This window comes from Paenibacillus sp. FSL H3-0457 (assembly GCF_037981725.1).
Lineage (GTDB): Bacteria > Bacillota > Bacilli > Paenibacillales > Paenibacillaceae > Paenibacillus > Paenibacillus amylolyticus.
Genome location: NZ_CP150283.1, coordinates 1,394,976 through 1,418,563 on the forward strand (window position 1 = coordinate 1,394,976; position 23,588 = coordinate 1,418,563).

The 23,588-nt window shown below is 46.0% G+C and carries 23 protein-coding genes; 13 read left to right on the top strand and 10 right to left on the bottom strand.

The window, feature by feature from the left end:
• Positions 1 to 83: 83 nt before the first annotated feature.
• Both MHH25_RS06185 and MHH25_RS06190 read right to left on the bottom strand, forming a co-directional pair.
• A complete protein-coding gene (locus tag MHH25_RS06185) occupies positions 84 to 1,001 on the bottom strand; it encodes a YafY family protein (protein ID WP_127547927.1) in 918 nt (305 codons plus the stop codon).
• A 272-nt stretch (positions 1,002 to 1,273) separates the two neighbouring features.
• On the bottom strand, positions 1,274 to 2,191 hold the full coding sequence (locus tag MHH25_RS06190; protein WP_036668788.1) for a winged helix-turn-helix transcriptional regulator: 918 nt from the start codon (positions 2,189 to 2,191) through the stop codon (positions 1,274 to 1,276).
• Positions 2,192 to 2,587: 396 nt separating this feature from the next.
• On the opposite strand from MHH25_RS06190, the gene MHH25_RS06195 reads away from it, so the two are divergent.
• From MHH25_RS06195 to MHH25_RS06230, 8 genes are all read left to right on the top strand, one after another.
• Positions 2,588 to 3,499, top strand: coding sequence for a glycoside hydrolase family 43 protein (locus MHH25_RS06195; RefSeq protein ID WP_076251708.1), 912 nt, complete (start codon positions 2,588 to 2,590; stop codon positions 3,497 to 3,499).
• Positions 3,500 to 3,631: 132 nt separating this feature from the next.
• Positions 3,632 to 4,972: a sugar ABC transporter substrate-binding protein gene (locus tag MHH25_RS06200; protein WP_076319039.1), complete on the top strand. Its 1,341-nt coding sequence runs from the start codon at positions 3,632 to 3,634 to the stop codon at positions 4,970 to 4,972.
• Positions 4,973 to 5,129: 157 nt separating this feature from the next.
• A complete protein-coding gene (locus MHH25_RS06205) occupies positions 5,130 to 6,020 on the top strand; it encodes a sugar ABC transporter permease (protein ID WP_036611613.1) in 891 nt (296 codons plus the stop codon).
• Positions 6,021 to 6,046: 26 nt separating this feature from the next.
• The gene (locus MHH25_RS06210; protein ID WP_036611483.1) at positions 6,047 to 6,889 is read left to right on the top strand and encodes a carbohydrate ABC transporter permease; all 843 of its coding nucleotides are present in this window, start codon (positions 6,047 to 6,049) and stop codon (positions 6,887 to 6,889) included.
• 56 nt (positions 6,890 to 6,945) lie between these two features.
• Positions 6,946 to 8,367 carry an arabinan endo-1,5-alpha-L-arabinosidase gene (locus MHH25_RS06215; RefSeq protein WP_340020456.1) on the top strand — a complete coding sequence of 474 codons (1,422 nt, stop codon included), beginning with the start codon at positions 6,946 to 6,948 and terminating at the stop codon, positions 8,365 to 8,367.
• 564 nt (positions 8,368 to 8,931) lie between these two features.
• Positions 8,932 to 9,912 (top strand): family 43 glycosylhydrolase, encoded by a 981-nt coding sequence (locus tag MHH25_RS06220; RefSeq protein ID WP_340019491.1) that lies wholly within the window; start codon positions 8,932 to 8,934, stop codon positions 9,910 to 9,912.
• A 194-nt stretch (positions 9,913 to 10,106) separates the two neighbouring features.
• The gene (locus MHH25_RS06225) at positions 10,107 to 10,952 is read left to right on the top strand and encodes an EcsC family protein (RefSeq protein ID WP_083669829.1); all 846 of its coding nucleotides are present in this window, start codon (positions 10,107 to 10,109) and stop codon (positions 10,950 to 10,952) included.
• Between the two features lie 58 nt (positions 10,953 to 11,010).
• Positions 11,011 to 11,499 carry a prolyl-tRNA synthetase associated domain-containing protein gene (locus tag MHH25_RS06230; protein ID WP_211085725.1) on the top strand — a complete coding sequence of 163 codons (489 nt, stop codon included), beginning with the start codon at positions 11,011 to 11,013 and terminating at the stop codon, positions 11,497 to 11,499.
• A 422-nt stretch (positions 11,500 to 11,921) separates the two neighbouring features.
• Here MHH25_RS06230 and MHH25_RS06235 read toward each other — a convergent pair whose 3' ends face one another.
• Entirely contained in the window at positions 11,922 to 13,196 is a 1,275-nt protein-coding gene (locus MHH25_RS06235; protein WP_036611474.1) for an MFS transporter, read from the bottom strand.
• A gap of 210 nt (positions 13,197 to 13,406) precedes the next feature.
• On the opposite strand from MHH25_RS06235, the gene MHH25_RS06240 reads away from it, so the two are divergent.
• Positions 13,407 to 13,610 carry a hypothetical protein gene (locus MHH25_RS06240; RefSeq protein ID WP_340019492.1) on the top strand — a complete coding sequence of 68 codons (204 nt, stop codon included), beginning with the start codon at positions 13,407 to 13,409 and terminating at the stop codon, positions 13,608 to 13,610.
• Positions 13,611 to 13,772: 162 nt separating this feature from the next.
• Here MHH25_RS06240 and queF read toward each other — a convergent pair whose 3' ends face one another.
• From queF to MHH25_RS06270, 6 genes are all read right to left on the bottom strand, one after another.
• Positions 13,773 to 14,264 (bottom strand): preQ(1) synthase, encoded by a 492-nt coding sequence (gene queF / locus MHH25_RS06245; RefSeq protein WP_036668798.1) that lies wholly within the window; start codon positions 14,262 to 14,264, stop codon positions 13,773 to 13,775.
• A 147-nt stretch (positions 14,265 to 14,411) separates the two neighbouring features.
• The gene (queE, locus tag MHH25_RS06250; RefSeq protein WP_340019493.1) at positions 14,412 to 15,185 is read right to left on the bottom strand and encodes a 7-carboxy-7-deazaguanine synthase QueE; all 774 of its coding nucleotides are present in this window, start codon (positions 15,183 to 15,185) and stop codon (positions 14,412 to 14,414) included.
• Positions 15,178 to 15,669: a 6-carboxytetrahydropterin synthase QueD gene (gene queD, locus MHH25_RS06255; protein ID WP_036611465.1), complete on the bottom strand. Its 492-nt coding sequence runs from the start codon at positions 15,667 to 15,669 to the stop codon at positions 15,178 to 15,180. Before queD ends, queE begins: the two co-directional genes overlap by 8 nt.
• Positions 15,666 to 16,346, bottom strand: a complete 681-nt coding sequence (queC, locus tag MHH25_RS06260) for a 7-cyano-7-deazaguanine synthase QueC (RefSeq protein ID WP_340020457.1) — start codon at positions 16,344 to 16,346, stop codon at positions 15,666 to 15,668. The genes queD and queC overlap by 4 nt, the downstream gene beginning before the upstream one ends.
• Positions 16,347 to 16,720: 374 nt before the next feature.
• Positions 16,721 to 17,425, bottom strand: coding sequence for an AIM24 family protein (locus tag MHH25_RS06265; RefSeq protein ID WP_340019494.1), 705 nt, complete (start codon positions 17,423 to 17,425; stop codon positions 16,721 to 16,723).
• Between the two features lie 18 nt (positions 17,426 to 17,443).
• A complete protein-coding gene (locus tag MHH25_RS06270; RefSeq protein WP_340019495.1) occupies positions 17,444 to 17,899 on the bottom strand; it encodes a hypothetical protein in 456 nt (151 codons plus the stop codon).
• A gap of 330 nt (positions 17,900 to 18,229) precedes the next feature.
• On the opposite strand from MHH25_RS06270, the gene MHH25_RS06275 reads away from it, so the two are divergent.
• From MHH25_RS06275 to MHH25_RS06285, 3 genes are all read left to right on the top strand, one after another.
• Positions 18,230 to 18,397 (top strand): hypothetical protein, encoded by a 168-nt coding sequence (locus MHH25_RS06275; RefSeq protein WP_340019496.1) that lies wholly within the window; start codon positions 18,230 to 18,232, stop codon positions 18,395 to 18,397.
• Positions 18,398 to 18,604: 207 nt separating this feature from the next.
• A complete protein-coding gene (locus tag MHH25_RS06280) occupies positions 18,605 to 19,309 on the top strand; it encodes a hypothetical protein (RefSeq protein ID WP_340019497.1) in 705 nt (234 codons plus the stop codon).
• A 151-nt stretch (positions 19,310 to 19,460) separates the two neighbouring features.
• Positions 19,461 to 20,432, top strand: a complete 972-nt coding sequence (locus MHH25_RS06285; RefSeq protein ID WP_340019498.1) for a WYL domain-containing protein — start codon at positions 19,461 to 19,463, stop codon at positions 20,430 to 20,432.
• Between the two features lie 57 nt (positions 20,433 to 20,489).
• Here the strand turns inward: MHH25_RS06285 and MHH25_RS06290 are convergent, their stop codons facing one another.
• Positions 20,490 to 21,161, bottom strand: a complete 672-nt coding sequence (locus MHH25_RS06290; protein ID WP_017690193.1) for a 3'-5' exonuclease — start codon at positions 21,159 to 21,161, stop codon at positions 20,490 to 20,492.
• A 440-nt stretch (positions 21,162 to 21,601) separates the two neighbouring features.
• Between MHH25_RS06290 and MHH25_RS06295 the strand changes: the two genes are divergently transcribed.
• Positions 21,602 to 23,548, top strand: a complete 1,947-nt coding sequence (locus MHH25_RS06295) for an FAD-dependent oxidoreductase (RefSeq protein ID WP_340019499.1) — start codon at positions 21,602 to 21,604, stop codon at positions 23,546 to 23,548.
• Positions 23,549 to 23,588 lie beyond the last annotated feature (40 nt).

Sequence of the window (23,588 nt, forward strand, 5' to 3'; positions counted from 1 at the left end):
TGATGATCGTCTCCTTTAATTTGGCGATGGATTAGATGAACTTACTGAGATGATTATAAAAAAAGAAGTATGACAACAGCGTGTCATACTTCTTCATAGAGCTTAAGTGCGTTTCGAAGTTGTTCTTTCAGAATGTCTCTTAATTCAATCGGTTCAAGTACCTCGGCACCACTGCCTAAACTAAGTAGAAACGACCATAACCACTTGGCTTGTAACGGTTGATGAACCTGGATACGCATCGTCATACTTCCATCCTCGTGAAATTGCTTATCTGCCTGTTGAAAATGATCCATGGCTTCCGCGAGCGCTTCCGGGTTCACCCGAAATACTACATCACTTACCTGATCTTGCCATGACGGATCTGACACAACCGTCTCTTGGGGAAGCTCAAGGTGGGGTTGGAAGTGTTCCGATGTCAGTTGCACGTTCATCATCCGGGACAGTCGGAACTCGCGATAATCCTGCCGTGTCTGGCAAAATCCATATACATACCAATTACGATATTTAAAATGGAGTCTTACCGGTTCCAGATGGCGGGGTGTATGTTCATTCTTTGTATTGATGTAGTCAAAACGGACAACCTGATGATCCGTAATACCTTTACGCAGATGAGGAAGGGCATCAGGTTCTGTTCGGCGAGTCTCCAGATCCACCGATAGACTTGAGGTTTGATGCTCCGGCCCAATCGTTTGCAGACGTTCAATCGTGCCTTGTGCACGTGCATCTTCGAATACTGTGGATAGACTGCTCAGGACCGTGATCAGGGAGTCCACATCATAAGAACCGAGCAAGCTTTTATCCATCTTGTATCCGTCCATCATGCCGTAGCCACCTTTGAGTCCCTGATGGGAGACGACCGGGAAGCCGGCGGCACAGATTACATCAATATCCCGATAGATTGTTCTTGGGGACACCTGAAACTCTTCCGCCAAGGTGGAAGCAGACAATACTTCGTGGTTCAGCAGTTTATATATGATTGAGATTAATCGCTCCAATTTCAAAAGGTATCCCCGCCCGTTATTCCATTTTGTCATTACAGGCCATTATTATATCACGCCAGGGTAAACAACATGGAGGATTACAGAGGGGCTATAGGAGGTCATATCATGCAGTAAGTTTTGTTCCAACATGATTGGACAAGTTCTTCGGTGTGATGAAACAAAAAAAGAGTGCTGGATAGCACCCTTTCGAAGACACATGATTGTTGTTGTGTTGAACAGTTACGTTAGCAGATCGGTCGAACTTCATATCGAGTGAATAGTCAGAGCTGGCTCTACTCTTCTTGTACGTTATAGAGAACCCGAGCGAGCAGATTCTGTCCATAGTTTCCGAAGTTTTTACCAAAGATCGTTAAGCCCCGTTTGTTCAAAGGTTCGTCCGTAACGGCAATGCGGAAGTGAATATCGCTTTTGTAATCCAGCCCAATCTGGTCCAACGTCACATCCGAGATGCGGCATCCGTCGATATAGCTGCCTTCCTGTGTAATCCGGATCAGCTTCAGCATGCCGTACTGATTCAAGTGCGGAGGCCACCATTCCGGATTAAAGGTACCGCGTGTATTGCCAAAATCCCCCGGACTTGTCCAGCAGCCAATCTCAATCCCATTGACATAGAAGTAAATATCCGAAGGGTAATTGTCACAAAAGCCAGGGGCCTCCGATCCCAGTTCCATCGACAACTGAATTTCGCTAAAGGACTGATTGGGTTTGAGATAGTTTGGAATCCGATATTCCAGATAACCTTCAGCCAGCCAGATCATCTCCGCATCAATTCGCAGTGGATCAGCAAAGTACCGCGGATCATCGAACTCTCCAACAATGCTGTCCCGGGTAGCGAGACCACATGTAGGTGCAGCCTGATAATCGCTGTAATGACCGACCTGAATTTCCACCTCATAACGATTGTTAATCTCTTGTGAACGCAGATCAACCATCAATTTTTCCTCATTGAGATAACATATCTTCTGAATTCCATGTTTGCCAACGGCGGTGTTGATCTCGATCAATCCGCTCTCTTCAAGCTTCTTGATATGCATCGTGATAGCGCCATTGCTCAGTCCCAGCTTGGTTGCAAGATCATTGAGATTAAGACTTTGGTTCTTGGCCAGTAGCTCGATGATCTGAATCCGGATTTCCGAACTGAGCGCTTTGAAGATATTCACACCCGACATCAGATCTTTAATATAAATCATAGGTGGATTTCCTTTCCCCGTTCTGAACAAAGTCTTCGACACAGACATTTGCACATTTATATGTTTTATTTCAGATAATTATAAATCATTCCCTCATGGAAGGGAAGGGTGGAGAAATAGAAGCCAAAACCCTTGTATATAGCGCAAATACGAGAATATAACCTATTTTTTGTCCACTATTCCGGTTAAAATAAGTGTTAATCAGTTCACAAATATTTGAAATATACCATTGAAATGTAATGTAACCGCTTTTATAATCCTATTATACCTAAATTGATTCAATACTTCATGAACCTAATTAACCATTTGAACAGGAAAGGTGGAGTTGGTTTGGAAAAGTTAAGCAATGTGAAGAGGTTTAAGTGGAAACGGTTGGCGTTACCGGCATTACTTGTGATGGTATTACTGCTGGCAGGTCAGTCAAAAGCTTTGGCGGCATTCTGGAATCTGACCGGAGATACCGCTGTTCATGATCCGTCGATTATCAAAGAGGGCAATTCCTGGTACACCTTTTCAACCGGCCCGGGCATTCAAGTATTGAAATCCGATAATGGATCGTCCTGGTATCGTGTTCCACAGATCTTCTTAAGTAAGCCATCCTGGTGGGCTTCTGCCGTTCCGGGACAAAGCGGATTGGATGTATGGGCACCGGATGTAGAGCAGTATAACGGAAAAGTATGGCTCTATTATTCGATCTCCACCTTTGGCTCCAATCGGTCTGCGATTGGTCTTGCGTCTGCGAACAGCATTGGAGCAGGGCAGTGGAAGGATGAAGGATTGGTGCTTCAAACCACGACCGCCAATAATTATAATGCCATTGATCCGAATCTGGTCATTGATGCTTCAGGCAATCCATGGCTGGCCTTTGGTTCTTTCTGGAGTGGTCTGAAGATTGTCAAGCTGGACAAAAACACGATGAAACCGACGGGAAGTATAACTTCCATTGCTGCGCGCCCGAATAACGGAGGTGCTATTGAAGGACCAAGTATTGTATATCGTGGCGGCTACTATTACCTGTTTGCTTCCATCGATTCTTGCTGCCAAGGTGTGAACAGTACCTACAAAATGGTCTATGGACGTTCGACCAGTATAACAGGCCCTTATGTGGACAAAAACGGAGTTAATATGCTGAATGGTGGCGGAACGATATTGGATACAGGCAATGTAAAATGGAAAGGTCCAGGTGGTCAGGACGTGTACAACGGCAATGTCATCGCAAGACATGCCTATGATGCAGAGGATAATGGCAATCCGAAATTGCTGATTAATGACTTGCTTTGGGACTCGAGTGGCTGGCCGAAATACTGATTTATTTTATATAAATATAAAATGTTTTATAAAAGTGTTGACTAAAGTGATCTGGATTTGATAAATTTAACAACAGAAATCTTATTTCATCCAATTGAATACGGTTACAAGTCCAGATCAGGAGGGGTTCAGATGGTAAAGAAAAAGAGTTGGGTCACATTTATGCTTCTTATGCTGGTAAGTGCGCTGGTACTCGCAGGTTGCGGAGGAAGCAGCGGTGCAAGTGGGGACAAGGAGTTAACGTTTATGTTCCGCGGCGGTACTGATGAGCAGAAAGCATACCAAGCGGTGGTCAAGAAATTCGAAGAAGATCATCCGGGTGTGAAAGTCAAAATTATCGTAACGGCTGCGGATCAATATGCAACCAAGCTCAGAGCGGCAATTACAGGCAACAGCTTGCCTGACGTATTTTATATCAATCCGGGCGACGTGAAAGCGTATGTGAACAGCAATGTGCTGATGAACCTCACTTCGTATATTGAAAACAATCCGGATGTTGATCTCGATAATATCTGGAAATACGGCGTGGACCTGTATCGTTATGACGGCCAAATGGCAGGTCAAGGTGATATCTACGGTATGCCGAAGGATCTGGGGCCATTTGCACTGGGCTACAACAAAACGTTGTTTGAAAAAGAGGGCATTCCACTCCCTGACAAGGATAAACCATACACATGGGAAGAGTTCATCAAGGTGAACCAGCAAGCGACCAAGGATACCAATGGAGATGGTAAACCGGATGTATACGGTACTGGATTCAACGTACAGTGGGCACTGCAATCCTTTGTATGGAGCAACGGTGGAGATTGGTTGGATGAGACCAAAACAAAAGTAACGATTGATGATCCAAAATTCGCTGAAGCACTGCAATTCTTCGCGGATATGCAGAACGTATACAAAATTACACCTTCCATTGAGGAAGCGCAAACATTGGATACGTATCAACGCTGGATGAAAGGTGAAATGGCTTTCTTCCCTGTAGGCCCATGGGATATGAGTACATTTGAGAAATTGCCTTTCGATTATGATTTGCTGCCATTCCCTGCGGGATCAACTGGCAAATCGGCAACGTGGATCGGATCTCTGGGAATCGGAGTATCCGCGAAAACGAAACATCCAGAAGAAGCAGCAGCATTGGTGAACTACCTTACGGCTTCGAAGGAAGGCATGCAGCAACTGGTAGATGCCAAGGTACAAATTCCGAACTTGCTTGATATGGCAGACGAGTGGGCCAAAGATACATCCACGAAACCAGCCAACAAACAGGAATTCATTGATATTGTTGAAGATTACGGCCGGGCTCTGCCAGGTAACTACACGTACAATGCGGAATGGTATGACCTGTTCTTCACGGACATCCAGCCGGTATTGGATGGCAAGATTACAGCCGCAGACTATGTGAAGCAGCAACAACCGAAAATGCAAAAACTGCTCGACAAAGCGGTTGAACAAGAAAAGAAATCTCAGAAATAGTAGATAGGAAAGGGTGATGCCGGCAGCCTGCAATCATGCTGCTGGCATCATTCGTATTGGAACTTATTGGATTCCATACGGGCATGTGGCATTCGTTGATCGACAAGGTTCAATCGAAGAATGCCACATGCTGATACTAGAAACAGGGGTGAACGCCGTGATTACGAAATCGAGTTTGTATCGCAAAGAGATGCTGTACGGATATCTGTTTATTTTACCTCCGATTCTTGGATTGCTGATCTTTGTCATGTTCCCGTTCCTCTACTCCCTATATGGTTCCTTTACGGATTGGGACGGACTGGGACAGATGAACTTTATCGGTTTGGCCAACTTCAAGGATTTGCTCACGGATGACCTCTTCTACAAAGCGATGTTTAATACATTCTTCCTGATGCTTGGTATTCCGATTGGATTGTTGCTCGCATTGTTGCTGGCAATGGGTCTGAATCGTAAAATTCCCGGCACAACGACATTCCGTGTGATCTATTACATTCCAGTTATTTCTTCCCTCGCTGCGGTGTCCATCATGTGGAACTGGGCGTACAACGGGGATTACGGTCTGGTGAACCAGTTCCTTGATCTGTTTGGGATTAAAGGGCCTAACTGGCTCGCGAACAAAGACACGGTCAAACCGGCTCTGATTATTATGACGGTGTGGAAGGGTCTTGGATACACAATGTTATTGTACTTGGCGGCACTGCAAAGTGTATCACGTACATACTACGAAGCGGCTGAGCTGGATGGAGCGAACGGGTTCCAAATCTTCCGCAACATCACCTGGCCTATGGTGAAGCCGGTTACTTTTTTCCTCATTGTTACAAATATCATTGGCGGTTCCCAGATCTTCACCGAGATGAACATTATGACACCTACGGGTGGTCCTGAATATTCTTCGGCATCAATCGTCTTCTACATCTGGCAGAAGGCCTTCAGTAACTTGCAGATGGGCTATGCCTCAGCAATGGCCATGATTCTTGGTATTTTCATTTTTGTCATTACCCTGGTGCAATTCAAAATGAACGAAAAATCAGCCTATGATGGGGATTGATTGTCAAGGAAAGGAGTGAACCGGAGATGTCTTACAGTCAAAAGAGGAAATTAACAAACTCGATCATCTTTATCGTACTCGCGATTGGTGCGATTGCGATGATTGCACCACTGATCTGGATGTTGTCCACGTCATTGAAGGAGAAGCAGGATGTGTTCGCGCTTCCGCCTGTATGGATACCTGAAGTATTCCAATTTGGAAAGTATAAAGAAATTTGGGAAGCAGGACCGCTGCTCAGCGGGATCAAAAACAGCCTCATCGTTGCGGTAAGTGTAACGGTGGTGGGTACGTTTACGTCCAGTATCGCGGCCTTTGCCTTTGCCAAATTAAGATTCCCGCACAAAAACAAACTGTTTCTCGCGTTGCTGGCATCCATGATGATTCCTTATCCGACAGTCATGATCCCGCAATTCATCATGTTTGCAAAGCTGGGCTGGGTGGATACGCTGTTACCACTGATTGTTCCAGGCCTGTTCGGTAACGTAATCATGATCTTTTTCCTGCGCCAATACCTGCTTAGTGTGCCTGATGCAATTATTGAGGCGGCCAAAATCGATGGAAGTTCCTACTTCCGGCTGTACTCCAGTATTACGTTTCCACTTATCAAACCGGCGATTGCTGCACAGCTGATTCTCTGGTTCATGGGCATCTGGAACGATTATCTGGCACCAATTATCTATCTGAATTCACCGGAGAAGCAGACGTTACAGCTCGTTATAGCAAACTTTAATGCCACGTATGCGATCCAGACGGATTATCCACTTATTATGGCGGCGTCGATTGTGGCTCTGTTACCTGTATTAATCATCTTCCTGATCTTCCAGAAACAGATTATTGAGTCGGTTGCCATTTCGGGAGTGAAGGGATGAATCAGCGGAAGAAATTCCGACGGTGGTCGAATTCAGGAAAAGGAGTGGTTGCTTCCATGTTGTTATTGTTGGTTGTTGGAGCTGCGGGTTGTTCGGGAGAAGGAGCAGGAGAAACGGTGTCCCGTCCCGTCTTTCCTGAAGCTCCTCAAGATACTCAGTTGTATGACACTTCCATTTTGGACGATGAATCACGCTGGACGGTGAACAATGCGCATGATCCGGCCATTATCAAAACAGACCAGGGGTACTACGTCTATTCCACAGACGTTCGTGTAGCAGGAGAAGCGAAACCCGGTGTCATGGTACGTAAATCAGATGATCTGATTAACTGGACATGGGTAGGTCAGGCTCTGCCCGGGATTCCGCAAGAAGCGCTGGACTGGACGGGTGCGGTCAATCTGTGGGCACCGGATGTGATTCAGGCTGGTGATACCTATCGGATGTATTATTCGGCTTCTTCTTTTGGCAGTACCCAGTCGGCTATTGGTCTTCAGACATCCTCATCTCCCGAAGGTCCATGGACAGATGAAGGGCTGGTTGTGCAAACTTCTGCGAATGAACAGGACAAATTAAATGCCATTGATGCTAATCCCATCGTAGATGCCGAGGGTAATTCGTGGATGGTATATGGTTCATTCTTTGACGGCATCTACATTGCGCCACTTGATCCCGACACCGGGAAATTCAAGGGCGACGGTTATGGTACTCGCATTGCTGCTCGGGATCGTGCAACTGAAGAGGGCGCAGTGGAAGGTCCATACATTGTGTTTAACCCGGAGTTCAAAAAGTATTATCTGTTTGTCTCCTATGATTCCTTATTCGAAGATTATAACGTGCGGGTTGCGCGTGCTGATTCAATCACAGGACCGTATACGGACATAAACGGCAATAACATGCTGGATACAGAGTATCTGCCGCAATATGAGATCGGCACCAAAATTCTCGGCGGTTATCGCTTCACAGAAGGCGAGGGCTGGGTTGCGCCCGGACATAACTCCGTGTTGAAGGACGGAGACGATTATTACATCGTGCATCATGCACGGGGGGAGACGGATAAAAACTGGCCATATCTGCATGTACGCAAAATGTTATGGACGAAGGATGGCTGGCCTGTGGTTTCACCTGAACGGTACGCAGGTGAGACTGCACAGGATATTCCGAAATCCATGATTGCCGGGGAGTGGGAAGGTATGGCGCTTGATCCGTCCGTGGACGGGCAGATTCAAGCCGTGCCTTATACCCTAACAAGCAACGGTAAAATTAAAAGTGAAAAAGGTTCAGGGACCTGGGCCTTTGATGACAAACAAACACTGACACTGAAGTGGAAAGAAAGCCCATGGGGCGGAGCTTCCACGGAAGAGCTGCAACTGCTGCCGTCCTGGGACTGGGAACGAAGCCAGCCCGCGCTGGTGGTGACAGGCCTCGATGACCACGGCATGGCGGTCTGGGGCAAGCAGATCAGCGGAGCGGATGAGTAAGGGGACGAGCTGCGAGCGCATTAAGAGCGAGTGGCTGCGCGAAAGGTGCACAAGCAGTGAGGGGGAGGAAGGAGTCGCAGGAGCGAGTTTGGCATCCGATTTCAACCGCAGAGAGCGGTGGGAAAAAGAAATCGGAGGACAAGAGAGCGCCAAGGCCCTACCACCCCCGAACGTCCGCTGTGCATGACAAAGTTGGCCAATAGCTCTGCGGCCAGCCCTGCATTACATGGGGAGAGTTGACCCTGCGAAGCGGTCAACCCCATAAGACCGAGCCACAAAAAAGGCTCGAAGTTGAGTTGTAACCCAGCGAGCGCGGTGAGAGCGAGCTGCTGCTCCGATGGTGCACAAGCAGTGAGGGGGAGGAAGGAGCCGCAGGAGCGAGTTTGGCATCCGATTTCAACCGCCAGGAGCGGTGGAAAGAGAAATCGGAGGACAAGAGAGCACCAAGGCCCTGCCACCCCCGAACGTCCGCTGTGCACCACCCCAAAAGGGTTTTCGCTTTTTCGCAATTGGGTTACATCCCTAAACTTCGAGCCAAACAACATTTGAAAGGGGAGCATTCCCATGACTGATTCCATTACATTTACTAATCCCATTCTGGAGCAGCGCGCTGATCCGTGGGTGTACCGTCATACAGATGGTTACTATTATTTCTCCGCTTCCGTGCCAGCCTTTGACCGGATCGAAATCCGGCGAGCAGAGACTTTGGAAGAGTTAAGAGATGCTGAGCCGGTAACGGCTTGGACGAAGCGTGACACAGGGCCCATGAGTGCCAACATCTGGGCACCGGAGATTCATTTTATCGATGGCAAATGGTACATACACTACGCTGCCGCTCACACCAGTGAGACCAACGAAGGTCTGTTCGATCACCGTATGTATGTCCTGGAGAACGATTCAGTGAATCCACTCGAAGGAGAGTGGGTAGAAAAGGGACAGATACACACACGGTGGGAATCATTCGCGCTGGATGCAACAACCTTTGAACATAAAGGAATCCGCTATCTGGTCTGGGCACAGAAAGATCCTGATATTGTGGGCAACTCGAACCTGTACATTGCCGAAATGGAAAACCCATGGACGCTGCGCGGCGAACAGGTCATGATCTCTACGCCTGAGTACGATTGGGAAATCATCGGCTTTAAGGTGAATGAAGGCCCAGCCGTGATGCATCGGAATGGGCGCTTGTTTATCGGCTACTCGGCAAGCGCGACCGATTACAATTATTGTATGGGTCTACTCACCGCAGATGAAAATGCCGACTTGCTTGATCCGGCCAGCTGGGTGAAATCACCCGAGCCGGTATTCCAGACTTGTGAAGCGAACGGCCAATACGGCCCGGGTCATAATAGCTTTACCGTGTCACCGGATGGCAAGACCGATATTCTGATTTATCATGCCCGTAATTACAAAGACATCGAGGGTGACCCCTTGTATGATCCGAACCGCCATGCCCGTGCTCAAGTGATTCATTGGCGTGAAGATGGCACACCTGATTTCGGTGTTCCGGTCCCAGATGGTAGCGCGGTAGCAGAAGCAAAATAAGAGGTAGTGAAACCTTAATATGAGAGCCCTTAGTTAGCGAGTGATGCTGATTAAGGGCTCTTCTGTGTGTGAACGATAAGATAGAGTGGCCTGAACATATGTGTCCTGGACACAAAACAAAGCAACCACAACGATGATTTCTGCGTATGAGAGAGATACAGATTACGATGCAGAACCTATTAGGAGGATCACATATGGATTCACGCGAGACGTTGGACAAGGAACTTGAACAGATTTTGAAATGGGAGAAACAACAGAAAGACTTGTTTATTTGGGATAAAATCGGGCGTTTGCCCTTTGCGATGTTGGATAAAGTGATGCCTAAAGCGCTGAAACAGAAGATCGGAGATTCCCTGAACGATGTGGGTCAGTATGTGCAGAATGGGGGCAAGTTCCTCGTACAGAAGAAAAAAGTAGCCAAGCTTTTGCAAGAGGAAGCCGGGAGGTCCGGTTATTCCATGATGGATACGACCTATCGTCTGGAGCAGGAATCTGAAGCGGAGGGGACAGCAAAGATTCATAGTGTAGAGAATCTGCCACTTCAGGTGCTGGACCAGGTGGCTGATAACATTACCGAGAGTCGAACGAAGTTTGCCGCGGCTCAGGGAGCAGCTACAGGGTTTGGTGGCATTGTAACCATTGCTGCAGATATTCCGATGGTGATGGGGCTTTCCTTGAAGGTACTGCAAGAGATGGCTCTATGTTATGGTTATGATCCAGATGAACCGCTGGAGCGTATCTTCATTGTCAAATGTCTGCAATTCTCTTCCGCTGATATTGTAGGTAAGAAAGCGATCATTGAAGAACTGGCCGCTTATGATGATCCCGACAAACCCATTGAAGTAGTATCGCAGATGCAGGGATGGCGGGAAGTGTTTAACTCCTACAGTGAATCTTTTGGCTGGAAGAAGCTGTTCCAACTTGTGCCGATTGCAGGCATGGTGTTTGGTTCGGTGAGCAACAAAAATACAATTCGAGATGTCGCCGAAGCAGGCAAAATGTTGTACAAAAAACGGCTGATCCTTCAGCGTTTGAAGTAATATTACAGAAGAAGTCATATTATAGAAGAATATTTATATTGAAAGAGATGAATTTGATATGTTAAACAAACAGGGTTTCTATGATCTTTTAGATCGCAATAATATCGTTTACAAAAGTATTGAACATCCCGCAGTATACACGATGGAGGAAATATTCTCTTATCAGATTCCACATACAGAACGTATCGTTAAAAATCTGTTTCTGCGTGATGATAAGAAGCGCAACTATTATCTGGTGACGATTGCTGGGACGAAGTCCGTTGATTTGAGAAGTTTAAGCGAAAAGATACCTAGCCGCAAATTAAGTTTTGCCAGTGAAAAGGATTTGTTGGAATTCCTCGGATTGGAAAAAGGGCACGTCAACCCTATGGGGGTTCTCAATAATATTCAGAAAAACGTGACCGTAGTTTTTGACAAGGATTTAGTTGGTCAGAAAATTGGAATTCATCCCATGGAAAATACGGCAACGGTATTTCTTGAATTTGAAGATGTGAAGGAACTGATTACAGCTCAAGGTAGCAGCGTTGTCATGTGTGACGTGGAATAAACGGTTGAAGCTAAATACGAGAAAAACATATATAACAAAAGGGTTCCTGCCAGTCTGTGAATACAGAGTTGGCAAGAACCCTTTTGTTATGGTTCAAACATTTTATTTAGACTGCAAATGTAGGTGACCAAAGTGAAATCTAACGAACTCAGCAGACGTTATTCGGCGATATTTCACTAATCCCGATTTCTAAAGAATCTCAGACACGTTATTTCTGCATCTCACACGCACATTCCATGGTTTTCGGCCTTTTTCTCGGGAATAGCGTTGCTCAGATTCTTTAGATTGGGAAACCAGCAGTATTCTTTCAAATAAGTGCTGTAAGGTTCGTTAACGCAAGATAACGTCTTATAATGGCGATGCTGCCACGTAAGTATTGGATCTAATATAGAATAAAAAGTGCACACCTGTTGATGTATTCTTTACTCTTCACTACCGTTTTCTTTCGCCCAGATATTGAGTAATTTATCGGATGGAAGCAGGAACGTGAAGATTCCGAGCAGTGGCAGGAAGCTGCACATCTGCATTACCGGTGATACGCCGAAGACGTCAATCCAGTTCCCCAGCACGAGTGCGCCCAAGCCTCCCATACCAAATGCCAGACCTGTGATCAGGCCCGAGACCGTTCCGATTTTGCCTGGGATCAGCATTTGCGCGTATACAACCGTAACCGAGAAGCTGGATAACATGATAAAACCAATAATGGTTAGCAGTACGCCTGTCCAGAACAGATTCGCATAGGGCAGCAACAGAGCTAGTGGAGCAGCTCCGGCCATGGACAGGAAGATCAGGTTACGTTTGCCGAATCGATCCGCCAAGGGGCCTCCGAAGAACGTACCCAGTGCTCCAGCAGCCAGGAACAAGAAGATATAGATCTGCGCGTCCTCTGTGGACAATCCAAAGGTATCTTTCAGATTAAACGCATAGAAACTACCGATGGAAGCGATATACCAGGAACGAACAAAGACGAGCAAAATCAATAGCGTAATGGCGGCAGTAATCTTTTTACGTAAAGCAGGATTGGGTGCACGACGGGCAGCAGCCTGTCTACGCAGGTATCCTCCCGATTGCAGCATGCGTCCATACCAACGAGCTATGTAGATCTGAACTGCAATTCCCATGGCAGCAATGCCTGTAAATCCAATGGCACCGAACAGTCCAAACGGGATAAAGATCCAGCGTGTAAGCAATGGGGCAAGGGATTGCCCAGCGTTACCACCAACCTGGAAGATGGACTGTGCCAGTCCACGACGTTGACCGGCAGCCATGTGTGATACACGCGAACCTTCCGGATGGAAAGCAGCGGAACCCAGGCCGACAAAGATAACGGAAATCAGGACAGCCATATAACTGTCGGCAAAGGCCAGCAGCAACATGCCGGTAAATGTAAAACCCATGCCAATGGGCAGAATGGATGGCGTCGGTTTTTTATCTGCAAACCAGCCTACGACAGGCTGCATAATGGATGCGGTAAAGTTAATAGCAAAGGAGATCCATCCGATCTGAGTATACGTGAGATGCATAGAATCTTTCAGAATCGGAAAAATGGCTGGAATAACCGACTGGATCGAATCATTGAAGAGATGAACCAAACTAATGGCAATGAGTATCCGGTAAACGGTGCTTTGGGCATCCGATCCGGGTGGGGCTTTCGAACGCGCTGCGGCGTCCTTGGTTAAAGTGGATTGAGTAGACATGTACAATTCTCCTTTGGTCGCGGTCACGAGGGATCAGCGCCTGATGTTGTAATATATGCGTGTAAGCATATTGTTACATAATAGGATAGATTGATTGGACCGACAAGGGGAACATGAGAAAACGTACATTTACAAAAGAAACGTATTACTTTAGCGTATACTGTAAGAAGACCCATATTTATGTGTAAGAAGGATAGAGGAGGGATGGATATGAAATCCTTATCACCTTATGAATCCGCCAAACGTGAGTTGGTGATGACTATTTTGTATATGGCTGTAATAACGTTTCAGGCTATATATGTTTCCCCAGCATCTTTGTCTGTGGCTATCGTCATATTTATCATTTTTCAATCGATTGGTGTGCTGATGTTGAGACATTACATTAAAAAAATCAAAGCACTAAAGGAAGATTAGTCTACTCGAATGCACTACGATCCAATTGCGTTGAGACACTCAGTCTCATACAGGTGTATACTAAACAAAGAAAAAGCCGGATCTCTTCAGGTTTTGAAGAGTTCGGCTTTTCTGTGTCCTATAATTTATTTTAGTTATAGCAGAGTTTATTTACCCGCCAGTTTAACGATTATCAATCGTCTCCGGGTACATATCATGGTTCATCATGCGGTGGTCGGCCATCTGCTCGTATTTCGTTCCAGGCTTACCATAGTTCGTATACGGGTCAATGGAGATGCCGCCGCGCGGTGTGAATTTGCCCCATACTTCGATGTAGCGGGGGTCCATCAGCTTGATCAGGTCGTTCATGATGATGTTCACGCAGTCCTCGTGGAAATCACCATGGTTACGGAAGCTGAACAGGTACAGCTTGAGTGATTTACTCTCGACCATTTTCACATCCGGAATGTAGCTGATATAGATCGTTGCAAAGTCCGGCTGACCCGTAATCGGGCACAGACTAGTGAACTCCGGGCAGTTGAATTTCACAAAATAATCGCGGTACGGATGTTTGTTATCAAAGTTCTCCAAGATTCCCGGATCATATTCAAACGTATATTTTACGTTCTGGTTGCCCAGCAACGTCACATCTTGCATCTCATCAGGTTGTCTCATCGGTTATTAAACGCTCCTTGTTTCCGTCAAAGCCGAAGCCTCGCGGTATATATGAATAGGCAATTTTGCCTGTATAATTCTCTTTTTTGTCTGATGACATTTCGTTCTCAGCTTACATCATGCCGCCCATTCCACCCATACTGCCCATCAAACGCCGCGTTTGTTGCCCCATACCAACGTATGAAGCTGTGGAAGCACACGAACATCATTCAGGTCATCGGAGGCACTGACTTGGTCAATCAGCCACTCATAACGAGCAAGCAGTGAGGACACCAGATCTGGCGTTTCGGCGGAAGTCACATCCGGGTTCCCGGTTTGTAAAAATAAATCCGTGCCCGGATACCGCGCATGCACACGGCGGGCATAGTCCAGGTCTGTCTCATCGAAGATCACGATCTTCAGACTGTGACTTCGTTCTACCGGGCCAGCGGCCAGCCGTTCGATCAGATCATCCAGCACGGCCCAATCGGTGTCCATGCCGGAGCTAGGTGGCTTGGGCGAGACGGTGACTTCGTCAATGTCCGCCAGCCAAGGCTGCCAGCGGGAGCCCTGCGTCTCCACCGCGGTGCGGATGCCGTTCTCCCGCAGCAGGGCAACCAACCCGCCCAGCGAAGCGAGCAGGGCGGGATTACCGCCAGAGATGGTCACATGGGAGAAACGGGTGCCGCCAACGCGGCGCAACTCTTCCCATACGTCCTCTGGCGTAATCATCCGAATCAGGTCCTTGCCACTGCCGTCCCAGGTAAAGGCCGAGTCGCACCAGGAGCAGCGATAATCGCAGCCGGCGGTGCGAACAAACATCGTTTTTTGCCCGATGACCATACCTTCGCCTTGAACCGTCGGACCAAAAATCTCCATCACGGGAATACGAGCCTCTTTGCGAGATCCCGTCTCATTCACCTGGTGTGTCACACTACTCATCGATCATCCACTCCCGTCTCGCTTCCGCGTAACTGGTGGGTGTCTCGAAGAGTCGGACAAACTCTGTCCGCCCACCATCGGTCAGCCCGGCATAGGGTTCCGTCTGGAGCGCATGTTCCATCTGTTCGAACAGCCAAACGACCATATTCTCGGCTGTTGTATTCATTAAAGGAAGTGTCTCGTTAAGGTACTGATGATCCAGATATCCCTCAATTTGAGTTTTCCATATATCTTTGATATGTCCAAAGTCAACCGTCAGCCCGGTTTCACCCGGATAACCGCTGATGCCAAAAATAACTTTATACGTATGACCGTGCAAGTTCTTGCACTTGCCTTCATAACAATGCAGATGATGTGCTGCGTCAAAGGTGAATTCTTTGCTTACAAGTACACGTTTGCGGTGGTAGCGTAGCTGGGTGGGGAGAATATCTTCTCCGATGCGTTGCAGATGCTCTACAATACGGAATGTTCCCGGCTCTCTCATCGTACATCCACTCCCGCCGATTCAGCAGCAGAACGTTGCTGTACATAGCGATCCAGTCCGGCTTTGCGGAGTTTGCAAGCAGGGCATTCTCCGCATCCATCGCCGATCACGCCGTTATAACAGGTCAGGGTACGCTCGCGGACATAATCGAAAGCACCAAGATCATCGGCCATCTTCCACGTTTGGGCTTTGTCCAGCCACATGAGCGGGGTATGAATGACAAATGGGTAGTCCATGGACAGATTAAGTGTCACATTCATTGATTTCACAAATGAATCCCGGCAATCCGGGTATCCGCTGAAATCCGTCTCGCATACACCTGTAACCAGGTGGCGTGCTCCTTTTTGCTTTGCCATAATGGCCGCAAAACTGAGGAACAGCAGATTCCGTCCATCTACAAATGTACTCGGCAGTTCGCCTTCTTCATGCGTAATCTCCACATCCGTGCGAGTGAGCGCATTGGGGGCAAGCTGATTTAACAGACTCATATCCAGTACCGTTTGCTGTACGCCCAGATCACGTGCGATCTCTGTTGCACATTCAATCTCTAACTTGTGGCGCTGACCATAATCAAACGTAACGACCTCTACTTCGGCAAACTGTTGTTTGGCCCAGAACAGACACGTGGTACTATCCTGACCGCCGCTGAATACAACGACTGCTTTTTCTTCGTTCAACATAAAAAAACCTCTCTATCTTCTTGAGATCAAACCATGCACATAGGCATAGAGTGTCGGAAGAACAGAGAAGTTCATGAACTGGCATCCATCAAAAAACACACCTTCTCGATAACCGCTTCAAAAAAGCAGGCAAGAGTAAGTGTCCTTAGTTTTTTACGTACATGATTGCATGGTGACCGCAACGTGTACGCAAGACTTATGCTGACCCATCATATGGTCAAGTCTTATAGAGGGAGTTCGCGAACCTCTCCCATGCCACAGGCATGGATTTTCTTCTTCAATTGTCTGAACCATTATAACATGAAACGGTGTGGTGACCACCCCACTGGAGCATAGTGGCAGCTAATCGGTCGGCTCCACCAACTAACAGCTTATTTGATCAATACATTGCCGAAAGGGATCACTTCTTTCAGAATTCGTTTGAATAGTCCCTCATCGTTGAGATCCTGTTCCAAGCGGTGATTCTCACGTCCAGCCTGAAAGAGTACAGATCCATGTCCTGTCATCTTCCAATGATAATTCATATGCTGACTGGCAAGGTTGTTACCATATACGGTGAGTTCCAGATGTGCATTTTCAGGATAGGCAATAATACTGCCAGCATCTACATAGAGTGGCGCTGTTGGGTGAAGTTCCTGTTGGCAGACCTGACCTTGAGTGAGCAATCCGATTTTGCCTTTGCCGGAAAATTTCATTTTCACTGCATCACGGGTGATCAGCATGTTTTTGATTTTCTGAATTTTGGTATGCATGGTTACACCATCAGAGTAGAAGAACAGGTGGCGGAAGTCATAGAGCAGATCACTGTCCTCCGTGAGCTCCACTTCCTTCATCGTGAATCCGGGAGGCAGGGCAGCCACAAATTGGCAAGGTCCGGTGATTTCGGATTTAATCAGCTTTTTTTTGCGATATATGCCCGTGATATTCATGAATTTATCATTGCGACTCCCACTTTGACCGCGGAAGGCCACAATTTGCTGCGGATGCAAAATATGAAGGCGGTCATCTTTAATCAGTGAAAATGTGACGACTTGTCCTGCTCCGCCTGCTTCAGCATTGTTCAGGTGTATGTTCATGCAGTTGCTCCTGTTCTTTTATACTCGGCCCGAACGGCGACGCATTCCCCAGCGCATCACACGAATCAGAACAAAGTAACCCAATATGAGAGAACCGACAGTGATGATCGTCGTCTGAATTCGTTTGGTGGTAGCTGCTTTGGCATTCTGGTCGTCCTGTAATTTACTTACCATTTCAGTGAGTTTCTGGTTCTGAGCCAGCAGTTGTTCGTTCTGGGTCTTAAATGCTTCGACATTGGCCTGGGCTTGTCCCAACTGAGCAGACGTTTGATTTAATTGCTCCATCGTTTGCTTATAACTTTCCTGCAGAGCGTTCACTTCTCCGGGCAATTCGGAGACTCGCTCCCATCCGCTGTATATATCCGTAAAAATATTGGCACTGGCTGCACTTACTGTCGAAGCGATCGAAACGGTAAATAGAATGCATGTGGTGAATAACACCCGAATGAAATAACCCTGAATGGATTTTGGCATCGTTAACACCTCTTTCTTCGGTTAGATAGATCAATCGCCGAATTCGTCGTCTATTGTTGAAATACGGCTCTTACATTATACGTCAAAACCGGGACGATGGGTTCAAGATGATATCGTTTTATTACCCGAAATATATAAAATTATTTAGGAACAGGGTTGTTTAGCTTACAAATCTGAGGGGTAATAGAACGATAGGCAAGCATACCGGACCGTTTTACAGATCTTTTACTTCAGTTCCGGGTGCATGCTATTCACAAATGCGCAATTTAATGAAAGATACCAATATATCCGATTGAATATAAGATCGTGAACATGAAGGAGTAGAAACATATGTACACAACAGATCAGAACACATCAACCAAAACAATTATGATCACTGTTAATGGAGAGCCAGTAGGGCGTAAGCTGGTCATTGACAGTGTCACCTATGCACCGGTAAACGAAGTAGACGGTGTACAATATTTACACAAAATGGGAATCGATCATCCTACTGTTTAATTTGGGACTTGTCATAGATAAGTGATTGATAAGCTTGGCATAATGCCAGGCTTTTTCGTCGTTTATTGTCGTATTGAGACGGATTTAGGGATATAAAACTAATATATTGGAAAAATTTAATGAGAACATGTGTTCCGTGACAATATAGTGTCCATTCACCCTGATAACTTAGAAGATAATACACATAAATCGGGGGAGAGACTACCAGTGAACTCAGTCTTTGAAGTATCTTATTCGTGGAATAAAGAGGCCATACCGACAGGGGGAGCCGACCCCGTATATATGATGGTAGAGTGGCGTAACGGTGCCCCTGCCAAAAGACTTAGGAAAATAGCACCCAAAATTGTATCAAGAGATTTGGAACTTTTGCTCAAACCGGAATATGGAGTACAGCTAAAAGGTATCTATGGATGTCGTTCCAAGGAAACGGATATTGGCTGGGTACTGAGACTTGGCGATATGTATAAGGGGGAAAGCAAGCAAATTTTGCTTGAATTCTTCATGGGACCCCGTGTATCAGGAAAAGCTGCCGTATGTTCAGCCTACTGGAGCACAAGGAAGTTGAAGCAAAGTCAACGTGTATTGTTACGAAGAGAACAGCTGTATATTCAGTACACCAGTCATCTGGGCATGCTGAGACAGCCCGAAGATCCCAAGGTGGAGAAGACGATCAAATTAAGTGAAACCGTGCCCCTGATCAAACAAGCCCTGCGCGCCTACGAAAGAGGCCGGGTTCAAGAGGGAAGTAATATGTTACGTCGTCATGCTGATGCCTTGTTAATTGAAGCTGCGCGGAAGCAAGATCTGGACTATTACGCGGAAGCCGAGATCGTTGAAAAGTTGCGTTATCACTATGAGATAACGTTTACAACAGGATATCATGACCGTGAAAAAAAGATATTAGGGGAATAGGGTTGATTTCAGGTGGTAACGGTATAGAGAGAGTCTACATATTTGAAGGTGAAGTTTAGGAGAAGGTCGAATGTATGTATCAATATCATATTAAACAATGGATGGAGTTGTATCAAATTTATTGAAACAACATCGTGGAGGGTCCGGCAAAATGACAGACCGACTAATCCGATTAATGCGCATTATAACGCTGGTGCAGGCGAAGCCAGGCATACTGGCACGTGAGCTCGCCCAGCGATGCGAGACGACGGAAAGGACGATATACCGCGACATGGAGGCCCTCAGTGCAATGCATATCCCGATCGCCAATATGGGACACGGGCAAGGGTACATGTTTATCAGCCAATTTGCCATGTATCCGCTAAATTGGTCTGATGAAGAAGCCCAAGCCTTCATGCATCTTGCTGAAGTTATGGAGAATATTCGTCCTTTGCTGAAACCTGCTTTTGAGAGCGCTTATGAGAAAGTGGTTGCTGCGAGTCAGAAAAACAAAACAGAACGAGTGGAATGGTCGGAGCAAATTAGTGGATTGTTCAAAGCGGGATTGCCCGCATGGCAAAATGAAAACAACGATTCGCAGAATCAATCCATGATTACCCTGCTTCAGGCTGGCATTTCACAGAACACCATTGAAGGGGAGTATCTGTCTCAAGGTAAAAAAGGGATCGTACGTATAGATCCTTACTGTCTTATCCCTCGTGAATACAGATTTGAGCTGTTAGGGTATTGTCACCTGTCGGAGAAACTTCGAATATTTCAGGTGAGCCGGCTGCAAAAGATACGGATATTGCCACGCACGTTTCGCAAAGAGGATTATCTCATGCAATCGCACTTCCGCATTCCTTGGGCATACGAGGGAAGTACGGAGTGGACTGCGTTCAAAATTCGATTTGCACCCCATGCTGTGGAGCGTGTGATGCAGGAGCAATTTTTTATGCGACCCATCCTAACCATTGAACCGGAAGGTAGCCTGTTATTTGAAGCCATATTAAGTGATGTTGACGAATTTCTCGTATGGATATCTAAATATGGACCTGATGCGGAAATTCTCGAACCGGAAATCTGCCGCATCAAGATGAAAGAACGTCTAAACTATTGGCAACAAATGTACAATAAAAGTTGAGATTAGAATGCCACCTATCCTAAGCCAAAACACGATTAGGTACCGTGCTGTGGACGGTTACTCTTTGGTTTTGAAAAGGCTTGCCAGATTGCCAAATGGAGATTCTTTCTCTTCATCTTCTGTGGAGCTGGAATAGACAACTTTGGAAGTAATGCCCTCATCATCGGCTGCACAGTTGTTTTCCAGAGTGAAACGGTCAAATTGATGCATAAACACCTTGGCTGTATTAATGGCATCATCCAAGGCACGATGCTGGGTACCATCAAATTCAATTCCACAGATTTCAAGAGCTTGAGCGAGTCCGAGTTGACGGAACTTGCCTTCTTTACGAACGGTGCGGGACCATTGTTGCTGGAGATCGTTATGATTGGTGATCCAGGCCACATCAAGTTGATGGGTGCGACAATGAGAGATCAGTTTGCTGCGGTCATCGGGTCCCCAGGAACACATGTAATAGGGATCACTTCCCATCCAGGCAATGAATTGGTTCAATGCTGCCGGAAAAAGAGGGGCTGCATCAATATCTTTCTGCGTGATACCTGTAAACTGAATCGTGTCAGTGGACAGAACAGACTTATTGGAAGGACGAACATACGTATGGAACGTATCCGTTACGACCAATCCATCCGCACTTTCCGTAACTTTGACGGCACCGATATCAATAATTTCAGAAGAATAGCGAGTATTGCGGCTTACCGTGAATTCAAGATCATATATGATATATGGCATAGGACAAGCTCCTTTATCGATTAATACCTGTGATAGATTTCTATTTCTCTATATTACAGGGAACGTGCTGCCATGTCAGCCATCGCCAGAGAATTCATTGTAGTCAGGATTAACGAACAGTCTGAGTGTTTAATGATCTTTCTAATGCATTTCCGGTTTTGGTAAGTCTTTACTTCGCCAAAAGTGGTCGTTATAATGAGGAAAGTTAGGGACTTTCCTATGTTTTGTTTGTATTTATGGCAACATAAAAGTAGAATTTTCCGTCTTATTATCAGAACTTCCTAACACCGTTTGAAGTGTTGGGGAGTTTTTTATTATTTATAGCATGCTCATGCAGGAAAGGAGAAAAAGTTAGTCGGTTGTTGGTATAACACAGGAAAACTAGTTCACGAGTTAAGTTAGTATTATTGAATTTAAAGTACATATGGAGGTTTGTTTCTTTGATTAGTAGAAAATTGAAAATAACAGCAATTATAGCCAGTGTGTTTATTGTTTTAATGAGCGCTGCATATGGTGCATTCTATATCTGGAACAAGAATTATAAATTTAATAATAATTATGTATGGCAGCCTTTGGAGGACGTGCAATCTACACTAAACCTGAAAGATTCCTATAACGTTATTGTAGCCGGAACGGATCCGGAAGGTATTACTGCTGCCTTATCAGCTGCTCGTAATGGGATGCGTGTATTGCTGGTGGAAGCAAGAGATCGCAACATGTTGGGAGGATTGTTGACCGAGGGAGGTCTTAATACGCTGGATCTAAATTATTCCCCTGAACAACCGCAGTTATTGAGTAGTTTGCGGCAGCCTGACTTTTTGAACAAAGGTATCTTCCAGGAATGGTTCGACCAGATCGAGGGTAGTTCATTTGATACCAATACAGCGGCTAACATTTTCTATCGGATGGTTCGTTCTGAACCTAATATTGACCTGTTGATGAATGTTAAGGAATTAGTCCCCCTTACTGAACAATCTACGGGAGATCACACGACAATAACGGGTATGAGCATAACTAAAGAAGATGGAACAACTGTTCAGATTTCAACCCGCTCCATCATTGATGCAACGCAAGATGCGGATATTGCAGCCGCTGCAGGAGTTCCATACTCCATAGGTAGACAAGATATTGGAGATGGTAAATCCAAAATGGTCTCTACGCTTGTATTCAAGTTAAGCGGTGTTACTGATGAGGTATGGCAAAAGTTTAGGGAAAGAGAGGGAACCGGGGTTGATAAGATGAGTGCTTGGGGGTACGGTGATGCTAGAAAATATGAATCCTCCAATCCACAACATATTAAGATTCGAAGTCTGAATATCGGAAGACAAAATGATGATACAATCTTGATTAATACGATGCAAATCTTTGGGGTAGATCCGTTAGATCCGATATCTGTGAAAAAAGGTCTGGAAATCGGGCGTAAAGAAGCCCCACTAATTGTTGATTTTCTGAAGAAAAATTATGATGAATTTGCAGGGCTAAAATATGCTGGAACAGCAGACGAGCTTTACGTGAGAGAATCACGTCATATCTATGGCGAGTACCGATTAACATTAGCTGATGTCATGGAAAATCGTGATCATTGGGATGCCATTGGATACGGCTCATACGATATTGATATTCAGAGCACGAGTGTTGGAAATCCCGGCACGATTATGTTGAGTCCGATTCAATATGGTGTACCTTTTCGCTCGCTTGTACCGCTAAAGGTTGATGGTTTGCTCGTCGTTGGACGTGCAGCAAGTTTTGATACAATCCCACACGGTAGTGCAAGAGTTGTCCCAATGGGAATGGCAGAGGGAGAAGCAGCAGGAGCGGCGGTCAAGCTGGCATATATCCATAAGGAGTCCTTCCGCGAACTCTCAACTTCCGAAGAGCGAGCATCTGAACTACGTAAGATGCTGGAGAATCAGGGGATGGATCTGAAAGTACATCGTTTCGAGCAACCTGATTATATGGAGCATAAGGATTACAAGGGATTGCTGGCTGCAGCGAGTATGTATATGACTTCAGGCAATTATAATAACGATGGTTGGGAACTGGATAAAGGAATGAATCCAGAACGATTTTTAAGTAAATTGAAAAGAATGCAAGCGATGTTTCCAGAAGCCTACACAGGCAGTGCCGACCAAGGTCTAACAAATATGGAGAATGCCGTAACCCTACCTTTAACGTTGGATCAGGCTGCGTATATGTTATGTCTGGCAATGGGATCTTCAGAAACGGAAACTTCACTTGAACAGGCACTTGCTCAATTACAAATGCAAAACTTTATAAGTGCCGACACGCTTGCTGGCATTGCTGACAAGAACAATCTTACAAATGGGGATGCGTTTATGCTCATTCGTGATGTAGTGGAGTATTATTCTGGAGTTGTATTCGACTAATTGGTTGACAATTACTTGTAAATGAACTAATGTGGTCAAA